The sequence below is a fragment of the Halococcus saccharolyticus DSM 5350 genome (assembly GCF_000336915.1).
Classification (GTDB): Archaea; Halobacteriota; Halobacteria; order Halobacteriales; family Halococcaceae; genus Halococcus; species Halococcus saccharolyticus.
Genome location: NZ_AOMD01000025.1, coordinates 224636 through 237493 on the forward strand (window position 1 = coordinate 224636; position 12858 = coordinate 237493).

Consider the following 12858-nt stretch of genomic DNA (forward strand, 5'->3'; position numbering starts at 1 on the left):
CACTCGGTTTCGGTATGGAACGGGCACTCGTCGCCGAGGACGTCCGGCGTGAGTATGGCGATCGGGTCGCGCTCGACGGCGTCTCGCTGTCGGTCGACGCTGGCGAGGTGTTCGCCCTTGTCGGACCGAACGGTGCGGGCAAGACCACGCTGGTCCGCGCGCTGACCGGAACGACCGACATCGACGGCGAAGTATCGGTGTTCGGCGAGTCGCCCGCGACCGTCGCGAAGTCGCGTCTCGGCGTCCTGCCCCAAGAGTTCACTCCACCGGAACGCCTGAGCGCGCGCGAACTCGTCGCCTACTACGCCGGCCTCTACGACGATCCCCGCGATGTCGAGAACGTGCTTGCGGACGTCGGCCTCGCCGACACCGCCGACACCCACTACGAGAACCTCTCGGGCGGCCAGCGCCGGCGGACCTGCGTCGGCGCGACGCTCGTGAACGACCCCGACCTTCTCGTGCTCGACGAGCCCACGACGGGGATCGATCCCGCGGGCCGTCGTGATCTCCGGCGACTCCTCGCCGACCTCGCCGACGGCGGCACCACGGTACTGCTCACCACCCACGACATGACCGAAGCCGAGCGCCTCGCCGACCGGGTGGGGCTGCTCGCCGACGGCCGCCTCGCCGCCGTCGACTCCCCCGCAGCCCTCGTCGCCGAACACGGTGGCGAGAACCGGATCGTGGTCGATCTCGTCACCGAGCCGAGCGAGGATGTCGCGGCCACCAGTGGCGCTACGGCACCGTCGCCAGCGGCCGCAGCGGATGCGCTCGACGAGACCGGCCATCGGGTCGAACTGCGCGACACCGAACTCGTGATTCACGGGATCGCGGCCGAGGAGATCGGTTCGGTGGTCGACGATCTCGAAGACACCGGTATCGCCTACGACGGCCTCGAATGGCGACAGCCCGATCTCGAAGACGTCTATCTCGCGGTGACCGGACAAGCGGTCACCGGCGGCGGGGAACCGATCGCGGAATCGACAGACACCGATAGCGACGACACGGAAGCGGAGACACCGGCGAAGCCAAGCGCGAGCGAAGGTGAAACGGAGGTGGCCCAGTGACCGCCACCGGCCGGGTGGGAGCGGAGTTCACGGCGGCGTGGCGATCGTTCCTCCGGCGGCGGACCGCGGTGTTTTTCACGTTTTTCTTCCCCGTCCTCCTGATCTTGATCTTCGGCGTGCTCGTCCAGACCCAGCCCACGGGCGGCGGGCTGTTCACCGAACCGGCGGGCTACTACGTACCTGGCTACCTCGCGGTCGTGGTGCTGTTCACGCCGCTCTCACGGATCGGGAGCACGGTCGCGCGCCACCGCGACGGCAACCGCTTCGAGAAGCTCGCGACCACGCCGCTCTCGCGGACGGAGTGGCTGCTCGCCCGGACGCTCGTCAACGTCGTCATCATCGGGATCGCGAGCCTGCTCATCCTCGGGCTCGTGGTGCTCGTCACTGGAGCCGAGGTGGCGCTCTCACCGGCGCTGATCCCGTTCATCGGGATCGCGGTCGCGCTGTTCTGTGGGGTCGGCGCGCTGCTCGGGAGCCTCGCCGACTCTACTGATGGGACGATCGCCGCGAGCAACACGATCGCGCTGCCCCTCCTCTTTCTCTCGGAGACGTTCGTCCCGCCCGACCTGCTCCCGACCTGGTTCCAGCCGATCGTGAATCTCTCGCCGCTCACCTACTTCGCACGCGGCGTGCGCGCGGTGACGAACGAAGCCAGCGCGGCGGTGTGGGGCAGAGACCTGATCGTGCTCTGCGTGCTCGCGGTCGGCTTCGTCGCGCTCGGAGCGTACGCGCTCCCGCGGACGGACTGACTGATTCGTTCCGACGAGGCCGGGGCTTGTCATCTTCCTCCAAAATCCACCGATCGACACGGATACGACCAGTGTATACAGTAGTTTGACATGGGATCGCAAACACCAGCAGGGTAGTGAGGCTGTAGTGGGTGTAGTGGGTGAACCGAATTCGTTGCTGTACACTCTCAGCTATTTTCTCCTGTTTCCACCCACGATGATCGGAGGACTGTTGATTCCCATCGGACTGCTACGCCTGACGGGATGGATGACGACTGGCAATACTGTCGAAAACGCCATCGGTGAGCAACCCGAGTACAAATCACGGCTACACCGCTTTGCCACGTTTGCGATCGGGTTCGTCTGTATGCTTGCTTCTGGCGTCGTATGTACCGTGGTAGTGGAGGGAGTTCTGTTCGGCCCGCTTGGTTGAGTGCAGTTTCCAGAGGTGATACGGCGGCCGAGACTATCGGGGAACCCAGCTGTACACGTGATTCAAGAGGAAGTAGGTCACGACACCCAGAAAGAGACTCAGCGACCACGACGCGACCGCGATCCGACCGATCCGTGCGTGGGCGGTCTCTGTGAGTTCGGCGGGTGTGTGGGTCAGTCCGAGCACTACGGGATAGATCACGACTGGGACCGCGACTGCCGACAGCAGGATGTGGATCGCGAGCATCAGGAGGTAGATCGGCTCGATGATTCCGGCGTAGGCACCGAGGAACTGTCCCTCGCGGATCACGATCGACTTCTCGAAGCCGCCGCCGATCTTCCAGAGGTAGAGTACGAGGAAGCCGAGGATCAGCGTGAACGCGGTGAGCATCGCCGCGCGGTGTCGCCATACGTCTCCGCGGCGGATAAGGACGTAGCCAACGAGCAGCGCGGTCAGCGCGAGGCTGTTGATGACCGCGATCGCATCGGAGAACAGCAGCACGGTCTCTTCCCCGATCGGCGGAAAGATGTCGACGATGCCGGCGAAACTCCCGAGGACGAGCACGTAGCCGACGACCGAGAGGACGGCAGTGACGGCGAGCGGATGTCGCTTCACCGGCCCCTCGGCGCTCGCGGTGGCCATACGTCGGGATCGGGCCGCGGGTGGTATCCGTCTTCGGATTTCTGGCGAACGGGCGAGAGACAGAATCGATCCACATCGTCGTTACCGATAGACCCAAACCGCGGGCGGGCAAACGTTACCGCATGAGTGCGGGGCAGACACAGCAACCGATCCGATGTCTCGTCGCCAAGGTGGGTCTCGACGGCCACGACCGCGGCGCACACGTCATCGCGCGAGCGTTCCGCGACGCGGGCTTCGAGGTAGTGTACTCGGGGCTGCATCGCTCGCCCGACGAGGTAGTCCAGGCCGCGGTCCAAGAGGACGTCGACGTGCTCGGGATCTCGATCCTCTCGGGCGCACACAACACCCTCGTCCCCAAGATCTTGGACGGCCTCGACGAGTACGACGCCCTCGACGATACCCTGGTACTGGTCGGTGGGATCGTGCCCGACAAGGACAAAGACGATCTCGAGGAGCAGGGCGTCTCGGCGATCTTCGGTCCCGGCGCGTCGATGGAGGACACCATCGAATTCGTCCGCGAGAACGCCCCCGAGCGATGAGCGACCTGCTCGAACGGCTGCTCGACGGCGACCACCGCGCGCTGGCGCGCACGATCACCAACATCGAAAATCGTGCGCCTGGCTACCGAGACCTCGTCTCGGGGCTCTACGAGCACGCCGGCACCGCCGAAGTGATCGGCATCACTGGAAGTCCCGGCGCGGGGAAGTCCACCCTCGTCGACAAGATGGCCGAGACGTACCGCGACCGCGGCGAAACCGTGGGTGTGATCGCCATCGATCCGTCCTCGCCCTTTACCGGTGGCGCGGTGCTCGGCGATCGCATCCGGATGGCCTCGAACGTGGGCGACATGGACGTGTTCTTCCGGTCGATGAGCGCACGGGGCAGCCTCGGCGGCGTCTCGATCGCGACCGCGGACGCGGTGAAGGCGCTCGACGCGTTCGGGAAGGACCGGATCATCGTCGAGACGGTGGGCGCAGGGCAAAACGAAATCGACATCGTGAAGACCGCCGACACGGTCTGCGTGCTGGTCCAACCGGGCAGCGGTGACGACGTCCAGATGCTTAAGGCCGGAATCTTGGAGATCGCGGACGTGTTCGTGGTGAACAAGGCCGATCTCGACGGGGCCGATAGAACGGTCCAAGAGCTTCGAGAGATGCTCGACTTGCGCGGGAACGCCGGTTCGGGCAGGAACGATGGCCACCACGCGAGCCACGGCCACCACGCCGAAGCGACCGAAAGCGACGCTGCTGCGGCTGACGGAGCCGCACTCAAGCAAGCCGAGGCCGAACCAGGCGACGAGGACGGAGCAGACGCCGTGTGGACGCCACCGATCGTCGAGGCGGTCGCCACCCGCGGCGAGGGCGTCGAGGCGTTCCTCGACGCGATCGATGACCACCACGCGCATCTCGATTCGACCGGCGAGGCCGCAGCGAAGGCCCGCGAGCGCTACGCCGAGGAGATTCGAACCTTACTGCGCGAGGACACCGCCGCACTCCTCACCGAGGAGATCGACGCTCGCGGCGGGATCGACGACCTCGTGGATGGCGTCGTTGCGGGCGAGACCGATCCGTACGGGATCGCCGACGACGTTCTCGATCCCGTCGCGGCGTGTCTCCGCGAGCGCCGCGAGGACGAATGACGGGAGTAGCGACCCTGGGAGGTGGAGGATCAGTGTGAGCCGAAACGACGAGCTCGCCGACCGATTCGAGGAGTTCGCCGACCGACTCGAAGCTACCGGGGTCGAGTACAAGCCACAGTCCTACCGCCGAGCGGCCGAGAACGTCCGCGCGTACCCCGAGTCCGTCGAGTCGCTCGTGGCCGACGGCGGAGATGGCGTCGAGGCGATTGAGGGGGTCGGCGAGGCGCTCGCCGCGAAGATCGTCGAGTACGTCGAAACGGGCGCAATCGAGGAGCTGGAGGAGCTCCGGACGGAGCTGCCGGTCGACATGGCCACGCTCACGAGCGTCGAGGGCGTCGGCCCGAAGACGGTCGGCACACTGTACGACGAACTCGGTGTCGAAGATCTCGACGATCTCGAAACCGTCGCGCGGGAGGAGAAAATCCGCGAGATCTCCGGGTTCGGCGCGACCTCGGAGGAGAACATCCTCGCGGGGATCGAGTTCGCGCGCCAGGCGAACGAGCGCTCGCTGCTCGGCGACGCGCGCCCGCTCGGCGAGGCGCTAATGGAGTACGTCGCTGGTGGAGCAGACGGGGCGGTCGAACGGTGCGAACTCGGGGGCTCGCTCCGGCGGTGGCGCGAGACCATCGGCGACGTGGATCTCCTCGTCGCGAGCGACGATCCCGGAAGCGTGGTCGAGCGATTCACCGACTGGGACCGCGCCGACGCCGTGATCGAGGCGGGGACGAGCAAGGCGAGCCTCCGCGCGAACGGCGTCCGGATGGACCTTCGGGTGGTCGTGCCCAAGGAGTTCGGGAGCGCGCTCCAGTATTTCACGGGGAGTCGCGACCACAACATCGGGGTTCGGAACCGTGCGATCGAGCGCGATCTGAAGGTCAACGAGTACGGCGTCTTCGACGTCTCCGAGCTTGGCTCGGATGGCTCGTCGGACGAGTCTGACGGCGTCAGCGACGTTGACGATCCCGAATCCGGTCAACGAGTCGGCGAGCGGGTCGCGGGCGAGACCGAGGCTGGAATGTACGAGGCGGTCGACCTCCCACCGATTCCACCCGAGCTCAGGGAGGACAGCGGCGAGATCGACGCGGCCGCCGCGGGCGATCTTCCGGTCCTCGTCGAACTCGACGCCGTCCGTGGCGACCTCCACGTTCACACGGACTGGTCCGACGGCAAGCACTCGATCGAGGAGATGATCGCTGATGCGGCCGAGTTCGGTCACGAGTACGTCTGTATCACCGATCACGCGAGTGGACCAGGAATCGTCGCCGACACCGGGCTTGCCGACGACGATCTCCGCGAGCAGCGCGGCGCGATCGAGGACGCGACCGCCGCCGTCGACGCCGACATCGACGTACTCTGTGGCGTCGAAGCGAACATCGACGCCGATGGCGGGGTGTCGGTCGGCGATGAGGTGCTCGACGACCTCGATCTCGTGGTGGCCTCGCCGCACAGCGGACTCGACGGCGATGGCACCGACCGGCTTGTGACGGCGATCGAGCACCCCCACGTCGACGTAATCGGCCACCCGACCGGGCGCTATCTCAATCGGCGTCCTGGCCTCGATCTCGATTTCGAACGGGTCGCGCACGCGGCCGCCGAGCACGGCGTCGCGCTCGAGGTGAACGCGAATCCCCATCGACTCGATCTCTCTGGCGGTGCGGTTCGGACCGCGATCGAGGCCGGCGCGACGATCACCGTCGATACCGACGCCCACCGGCCGGCGAGCTACGAGCTGCTTCGCTACGGCGTCCACACCGCCCGTCGGGGTTGGGCCGAGGTCGACGACGTGCTCAACGCCCGCGACGCCGCGGGGCTGCGCGCATTTCTCGCCGACTGATCGTGGTGTTTTCGTTCAGTGTCGATCGAATCAACAGATGGTAATATGGTGCTGATAGCGGTACGGTCCTGGTGGGTCGAAGGCGATCGACCGCAGAGAGCAAGGGCTCTGGCAGTGCTGTGTGGTGGCGGGAAGCACTAATTCTCGTACCGCGAACGAGCCGCAGGCGAGCGAAGCGAGCGCACCAGACGAGTAAAGGGGTGCTGGTGCAATGAAAAAGGACTTACCGGGCCGCCGAGTGTGAAAGCGCATGCAGGCTATCGTGCTCGCTGGCGGCTATGCGACGCGGCTCTGGCCGATCACGAAACATCGGCCGAAGATGTTTCTCCCGGTGGGCGACACGGTGATCATCGACCGGATCTTCGAGGAGTTGGAAAGCGACGAACGCATCGACGAAGTGTACGTCAGCACGAACGAGCGCTTCGCGGGTGCGTTCGAGGAACACCTCGCCGAAAGCGACTTCATGAAACCGCAGCTCAGCGTCGAGGACACCTCGGGCGAGTCGGAGAAGTTCGGCGTCATCGGCGCGCTCGCCCAGCTCGTCGAGCGCGAGAGGATCGACGACGATCTCCTCGTGATCGCGGGAGACAACCTCATCAGCTTCTCGATCAGCGACTTCGTGAACGAGTTCGAGGCGCGCGAGGCCCCGACGATCGCGGCCTACGATGTCGGTTCCCGTGAACGCGCTACGTCGTTCGGTATCCTCGAACTCGGCGAAGAGGATCGGGTCGTGGACTTCGAGGAGAAACCCGACGATCCGCCGAGCACGCTCGCCTCGATCGCGTGTTATGCCTTCCCGGCGGATGCGATCGCCTTCGACGAGTATCTCGCGGGCGACAACAACCCCGACGAACCCGGCTGGTTCGTCCAATGGCTCCAGACCCAGCGGCCGGTCTATGCCTACACCTTCGACGACGCGTGGTTCGACATCGGCACCGCAGAAGGCTATCTCGAAACCGTCGCGTGGGCGCTGAACGGCGACACCGCGATCGAGCCCGACGCGACCGTCGAGAACAGCGAGATCGGCGACGACGTCCACATCATGGGTGGCGCAACGATCAAGAACGCCACCGTCGACCGCTCGGTAATATTCCCCGACGCCACCATCGAGAACGCGACGGTCACGGACTCGATCGTGGACGAGGACGCCCACGTCGTCGGAACCGACCTCGCCGGCGCGCTCGTCGGCGCACACACGATGCTTCCCGACGGCAAGCGCTGATCGGCTCGACGACGATCGATCGATCGATCGGACGATCGGATCGACGTATCGGGTCGGAACGTTCTTTACCGCCGTCGTGTAATCGAGAGCCATGTCATCACGAGCGAAGCAGGCTATTGCGGTGCTGCTCGGCGTCGTGCTCGTCGCGTTCGGGGTTCACTACGTGTTGTTCGGCTCGCTCCCCCTCGGCAAGCCGGCACTCCTCGAAAGCGAATAGCGTTCTCGGCTGACGGTTATCGGGGTTCGAGCCACGCGTCGGTGATCCGAACCGTCCCACGAACGCCGTCCCACTCCGTTTCGTAGTCGATTTCGAGCCGCTGGTCCATATGTGGACCAGCAGTGACGAGCGTCTCGAACTCGCCACCCTCGCCGAGAACATGGACGCCGTACTCGTCGTGGAGGGCTTCGAGCTCGTCGAACGCAACGGCGTCGAGCGTGCGTCCGAGCCACGACTCGTCGAGGCCGCGAGCGGCGACATCGATTACACGGATCTCGAACCCCGCGTTCAGCATGTCGGCGGCGAGCGTGCGCGGATCGCGCTGCCAGAGCGGGGCGAACAGGTCGACATCGAGCCGGTCGCAGAGCGCCTCGATTCGGCTCGTCTGGAACTCGCTTTCGACCGCGCCCGCGATCACGCCCGCGAGACCACCGTCGATCTGGGTGTCGAGGTCTCGGAGCGCGCGTTCGAGCGGTTCGATCTCGGCGTCGCCGCGCGCGCCCGAATCGGTCTGGTCGGCCCCCGCCGCATCGAGGTCGACCTCGACGAGATCGATCCCGATGGTCTCGGCGGCGAGACCGGCGAGGTCGGTCGCGGGGATGTGGTACATGTACGACTCCGTCTCGGCGTGGACGGTCAAGAGGTGGGCGACCGGGAGCCCGCGTTCGAGCGCGCGGTACAGCGCCCACGAAGAGTCCTTGCCGCCGGAGAACAGGCTCACCCACCCGCCGTCGTCAGTCATGGGGTCACTACCACGTCCGGTGGGAAACCCGCTGTGATCGAACGGGGTTTGCCAATCGCATGTCGGTGACGGCCTGCGGGGTGCAGTCCGATCGAGACCCGAAAGTTAAGGATCCCGCCCCAGCTACGGGGGACGATGCGTCGACAGCGTTCGGGAACACGGACGTGGCTCGCGGTCGCACTGGCGCTGCTGTACCCCGGAGCCGGGCATCTCTATCTCCGCAAGGGACTCCGGGCGCTGTTGTGGTTCGGGCTGGTGTTCGCGACCACCGCACTCTCGCTGCCGACCTCGGCCATCCCCGACTCGGGCGGAATCTCGGTCGAGACGATCATGGCGGCCAGCCGGGCGTTGCCGACGGCGGCCAGCACAGCCATCGTCGTCCTGTTCGCGCTTAGCACGATCGACGCCTACCGGCTCGCACGCCGGCGCAACCGTCGCGCTGCGGCGGCTGTGACGACGGAGGAAAACGGTGGCGAGCAGCACTGTCCACACTGTGGACGCGAAGGCGACAGCGAATTCGACTTCTGCCAGTGGTGTGGCGAACCGTTCGACGCGGACGGTTCGTAGGCGCTACCGACCGTCGGGCGCGGGATAGAAACGCGTGGAGCGCTTCGATCCAGTATGGGATACGCCTGTCCGGTCTGCGAGACACCACAGGCCGACGCGCGCCACCTCGCCAACCATCTCGCGTTCACCGCGATGCTCGGCGACGACGACCACGAGGCGTGGCTCGACGACCACGCACCCGGCTGGGCCGACGCCGGCGAGAGCGACCTCGCCGACCGCGTCGTCGAACACGCCGAGTCGACCGAGTATCCACAGGTCTTCGAGGACACGACCGGTCACGACCACCGCGATCACGACAGCGACGATCCTCTCCCGGGCGAACTCTTCGAGGACGACCGCGATGGAGCGCCGTCACGAACTCGAAGTCCGGATGCGCGTGGCGGCACGGATCTCGACCCCGAAACCGCTGCGGCCGTCGAGAAGGCACGTGAGATGACGCGGCAGTCGAACACAGAAGACGATCCCGGCGCGTCCGGTACGACCGACGACAGTGACACGATCGACGACTGCGACATGGCGGACGCAAACGGAGACGAAAACGGGTAACTGTTCGCCGGTCGAACCGCCGCCATGCACACCGAGGGGCGGTTTGCGCCGGCGACGACCGCGGAAGCGAAAGAGCGGTTCGACGCACTCGGGCCGACCGCTCAAACGGTGGTCCGGGAGGTAGCGACCGCGATGGAGTTCGAGAAGACAGAATACGACGAACGGGTGACGAGCGAGGTGATCGAGCGCGCGCGGAACGCGCTGTTCGCCGCGTCGCTCGAAATCCACATCGGTACGCACGAGGAGTTCGAAACGTGGCGCGAGGGCAACCCCGATTACGAGGTGACGATCGCGGGCAACGAGAACGTCGATCGTGTGGCGTGGCACGCCGCCCCGTTCGCCGACCGCGCGGTCGCCGCAACGTTCGCCCACGAGGAGCGCGCCGCGGTCGAAACCCTCCGTAGACAGGCGTTCGGTCGGCTCTACCGTGATGAATTTTGAAGCGCCAAGACGGAAACCGCTACGGTCCGGGTGCGGTCGGCGCGCGGGAGCGGTGCGAGGTGCTCACTCCGTTCGCACCTCGATGCGAACGGGGAGCAACGTGACCCGTGAGCGCACGAAGTGTGCGACTCGCGCGAGGTCTGCACGAGCGGTGCGAGGTGCGACCATAGGGAGCACCTCGATGCGAATAGCGCGAGACCTTCGGCCCGCGAGAAGACGGCGAACGAAGTGAGCCGTGAGCGAAGCGAGTGCAGGCTCGTCAGAGCAACGCTCTGACGGTGGATGAGCGAACAAGCGAAGCGAGTGAGCGAATCGGTTGGGGAGGATATGGCCTGCGGTTCTCGTTTGCGACGTGATTCGCCTGGAGGAGTCAGTAGTCACCACCGAGTACGACGAGTAGACCGTTCAGACCCGTCCGTTCGAGAATATACCATCCGATTCGACACTCGCGCTGACCGGGAACGTCATCGTTTAGCGCCCCCCGAGCGCAGGGTGGGACATGAGCGAGCGCGCGGAGCACGATTGGCCGGTCGTCGAGTCCGTTACGGAGTACGAGACCGGCTGGTACACCGGCGGGTACGACCTCGTCGAACAGCCCGACGGCAGCACGAAAAAGTACTACTGGGCCGCACTCCCGCCGGCGGTCGTCGTGGTCGCCCGGACCGACGACGAGATCGTCTTCGTCGACCAGTACCGACCCGCGATCGGCGAGCAGTGTCTCGAACTGCCTGCCGGAATCATCGAGGACGGCGAGTCCGCGAGCACAGCGGCCGCGCGCGAACTCCGCGAGGAGACCGGGTTCGATCCCGCTGGCGTCTCGATTCTAGAGGACTTCTGGGTTGCGACGGGGGTGCTCCGCCACCGCCGGGTGATCGCGTTCGCCGAGGGGCTGACACCCACCGAACGCAACCTCGACGACAACGAGTTCCTGACAGTGACATCGGTCCCACTCGACGAGGCGCTCGCGGTCGCGCGATCGGAGCCGGCGAACGACGCCACGATCGAGGGGCTCCTACTCGCGCGTGAAGAAGGCCTGTTGTGACGACCGAGCCCTGGAAGCGGTCCGATCTCGATTGGCCGGTCCACGAGGCCGTCGTCGCGTGGGAGACACCCTTCTTCGAGGCAGGCTACGATGTCGTCGAGCGGCCCGACGGCGAGCGCGCGAACTATTACTGGCTGAACCCCTCGAACGCTGTGATCGTCCTCGCGGTCACGGACGACGAACTCGTTCTCGTCGAACAGTACCGTCCGCGCCTCCGAACGCACACGATCGGACTCCCAGCGGGTGGAATCGAGGACAACGAGGAGCCGGCAGCGGCCGCACACCGTGAACTCCACGAGGAGACGGGATATCGTGCAGACGAACTTTCACACGTCGAATCCTACGTACCCTCCGGATGGACCCGCTACGTCCGCCACGTCTTCTTCGCCACGGATCTCAAACCAGGAACACCTGCGCCGGACGACGGTGAGGTCATCGAAACGACGACGGCTCCGGTCGACGAGGTCCTCGATGTCGTTCGTTCGCGCGACACCGTCAACGGACTCGCGCTCACGCCGCTCTTGCTCGCCCGTGAAGAGGGGCTACTCTGAGGCGGCGAGCGAACCGATCAACCGGAGTCGCTGGGTGTTTAGGGCTCGACGACCAATTACGTCCATCGATGGACGAGGAAATTACGCCCGACGAACTCGCCGGGCTTCTCGACGCCGACGAGTCCGTCGCAGTCGTCGACATTCGCACGGCAACGGCGTTCTCGCACGGCCACATCCCTGGCAGTGAAAACGTCCCCTTCGAGGAACTCCCCCAGCGAGTCGAGGAGTTCGACGACGCGGACCGTATCGTGACGGTCTGCCCGCACGGCAAGGCGAGCCTCAAGGCTGCGTGGCTCTTCCAGTCCGCCGAAAGCACCGACGACGCCGCGATTCAGAGCCTCGCCGGCGGCCTCGATGCGTGGGACGGTGATCTCGAAGCGGCGACCGTCGACGATGGAACGGCGTCAAGCGGCGCGACGACCGCCGACGAAACGGCCACCAACGCCCCGTTTTAGCGGCGATTCGTTGTCTCACTCGTCGGAACCAGGTAGCGGTCGAAGCACGCCGTACCAGAGCCGATAGGCGATCGCTCCAACGTTTCCCCCAATCGAGAAACTGAGACGACCGCCCTCCGACTGAGGGAACAGCTTCGACATGAGAGCGGACTGAATACCCGAGAAAAGCGCACGACGCCAGCGACTCGTTCGGATGGCTCCGAAGTCGTGATCGTAGGCCCAGTAGTACGCGGCCTGATATCCCACTCCCGCAACGAACCATTGGGGAACCAATGAGAGTGACTCCTCGTCGCCGGTAGCACGACGCCATCGGACGAATCGGTACATGATCGGCAGCAGGAGAACGTTACTGAGGAAAACGAGGCGTGCCTTCGTCCGACGACTGAACATGCACCACGGTTCTGTTCATCGCGATATAAATTTTTGGCAACATACCACGTCTCTCCATCCTGCTGTCGCCACACCGAAGATACGCCGCCGGTTGGCGGTTGCGGTGCGAGCCTGGTGGATGAAGGGCGAGACGCGCGGAGCGCGCCGAGGGCTTCGGCTGTGCTGTGCAGTGCGGTCGCGGGCAGTTGCGGAAGGCACTAGCAGCTCTACCGCGAGCGCCGAAGGCGCGAGCGGATGTTTTTCATAAACGTTTTTGCGAGTAGCGAGGGACGCTCCGCGTCCCTCGTACCGTGCGAGCGGGCCTTCGGCCCGCGAGCAGAGAGTGGTGCGCGAGCGGCGCAA

General features: G+C 65.6%; 16 protein-coding genes. 13 read left to right on the forward strand and 3 right to left on the reverse strand.

Annotated elements, in window-relative coordinates:
• The first annotated feature begins 14 nt into the window (after window positions 1-14).
• Together C449_RS11675 and C449_RS11680 are read left to right on the forward strand one after the other, a co-directional pair.
• Complete coding sequence (locus C449_RS11675) at window positions 15-1067, forward strand: ABC transporter ATP-binding protein (RefSeq protein WP_006078224.1); 1053 nt, start codon at window positions 15-17, stop codon at window positions 1065-1067.
• The gene (locus C449_RS11680; protein ID WP_006078225.1) at window positions 1064-1816 is read left to right on the forward strand and encodes an ABC transporter permease; all 753 of its coding nucleotides are present in this window, start codon (window positions 1064-1066) and stop codon (window positions 1814-1816) included. The genes C449_RS11675 and C449_RS11680 overlap by 4 nt, the downstream gene beginning before the upstream one ends.
• A 445-nt stretch (window positions 1817-2261) precedes the next feature.
• Here the strand turns inward: C449_RS11680 and C449_RS11690 are convergent, their stop codons facing one another.
• Window positions 2262-2870, reverse strand: a complete 609-nt coding sequence (locus C449_RS11690) for a DUF420 domain-containing protein (RefSeq protein ID WP_006078227.1) — start codon at window positions 2868-2870, stop codon at window positions 2262-2264.
• A 122-nt stretch (window positions 2871-2992) separates the two neighbouring features.
• On the opposite strand from C449_RS11690, the gene C449_RS11695 reads away from it, so the two are divergent.
• The 5 genes from C449_RS11695 (at window position 2993) to C449_RS18855 (ending at window position 7782) form a co-directional block, all read left to right on the forward strand.
• Window positions 2993-3409, forward strand: a complete 417-nt coding sequence (locus C449_RS11695; protein WP_006078228.1) for a cobalamin B12-binding domain-containing protein — start codon at window positions 2993-2995, stop codon at window positions 3407-3409.
• The gene (gene meaB / locus C449_RS11700) at window positions 3406-4509 is read left to right on the forward strand and encodes a methylmalonyl Co-A mutase-associated GTPase MeaB (protein ID WP_006078229.1); all 1104 of its coding nucleotides are present in this window, start codon (window positions 3406-3408) and stop codon (window positions 4507-4509) included. The genes C449_RS11695 and meaB overlap by 4 nt, the downstream gene beginning before the upstream one ends.
• Window positions 4510-4543: 34 nt before the next feature.
• Window positions 4544-6343: a PHP domain-containing protein gene (locus C449_RS11705; protein WP_006078230.1), complete on the forward strand. Its 1800-nt coding sequence runs from the start codon at window positions 4544-4546 to the stop codon at window positions 6341-6343.
• A gap of 250 nt (window positions 6344-6593) precedes the next feature.
• Complete coding sequence (locus C449_RS11710; protein ID WP_006078231.1) at window positions 6594-7565, forward strand: sugar phosphate nucleotidyltransferase; 972 nt, start codon at window positions 6594-6596, stop codon at window positions 7563-7565.
• A gap of 91 nt (window positions 7566-7656) precedes the next feature.
• On the forward strand, window positions 7657-7782 hold the full coding sequence (locus C449_RS18855) for a hypothetical protein (protein WP_275039170.1): 126 nt from the start codon (window positions 7657-7659) through the stop codon (window positions 7780-7782).
• Between the two features lie 16 nt (window positions 7783-7798).
• Here C449_RS18855 and C449_RS11715 read toward each other — a convergent pair whose 3' ends face one another.
• Window positions 7799-8524, reverse strand: coding sequence for a diphthine--ammonia ligase (locus C449_RS11715; protein WP_006078232.1), 726 nt, complete (start codon window positions 8522-8524; stop codon window positions 7799-7801).
• Window positions 8525-8659: 135 nt separating this feature from the next.
• Here C449_RS11715 and C449_RS11720 point away from each other — a divergent pair, with 135 nt between their 5' ends.
• From C449_RS11720 to C449_RS11745, 6 genes are all read left to right on the forward strand, one after another.
• Entirely contained in the window at window positions 8660-9091 is a 432-nt protein-coding gene (locus tag C449_RS11720; protein WP_006078233.1) for a zinc ribbon domain-containing protein, read from the forward strand.
• A 54-nt stretch (window positions 9092-9145) separates the two neighbouring features.
• The gene (locus C449_RS11725; protein ID WP_006078234.1) at window positions 9146-9637 is read left to right on the forward strand and encodes a DUF5810 domain-containing protein; all 492 of its coding nucleotides are present in this window, start codon (window positions 9146-9148) and stop codon (window positions 9635-9637) included.
• 24 nt (window positions 9638-9661) lie between these two features.
• Complete coding sequence (locus C449_RS11730; protein WP_006078235.1) at window positions 9662-10078, forward strand: DUF5809 family protein; 417 nt, start codon at window positions 9662-9664, stop codon at window positions 10076-10078.
• Window positions 10079-10577: 499 nt separating this feature from the next.
• Window positions 10578-11120 carry an NUDIX hydrolase gene (locus C449_RS11735; RefSeq protein ID WP_006078236.1) on the forward strand — a complete coding sequence of 181 codons (543 nt, stop codon included), beginning with the start codon at window positions 10578-10580 and terminating at the stop codon, window positions 11118-11120.
• Window positions 11117-11671 (forward strand): NUDIX hydrolase, encoded by a 555-nt coding sequence (locus C449_RS11740; RefSeq protein WP_006078237.1) that lies wholly within the window; start codon window positions 11117-11119, stop codon window positions 11669-11671. Before C449_RS11735 ends, C449_RS11740 begins: the two co-directional genes overlap by 4 nt.
• Before the next feature lie 68 nt (window positions 11672-11739).
• Window positions 11740-12126, forward strand: a complete 387-nt coding sequence (locus tag C449_RS11745) for a rhodanese-like domain-containing protein (protein WP_006078238.1) — start codon at window positions 11740-11742, stop codon at window positions 12124-12126.
• A gap of 15 nt (window positions 12127-12141) precedes the next feature.
• Here C449_RS11745 and C449_RS11750 read toward each other — a convergent pair whose 3' ends face one another.
• Window positions 12142-12516: a hypothetical protein gene (locus tag C449_RS11750; RefSeq protein ID WP_006078239.1), complete on the reverse strand. Its 375-nt coding sequence runs from the start codon at window positions 12514-12516 to the stop codon at window positions 12142-12144.
• Window positions 12517-12858 lie beyond the last annotated feature (342 nt).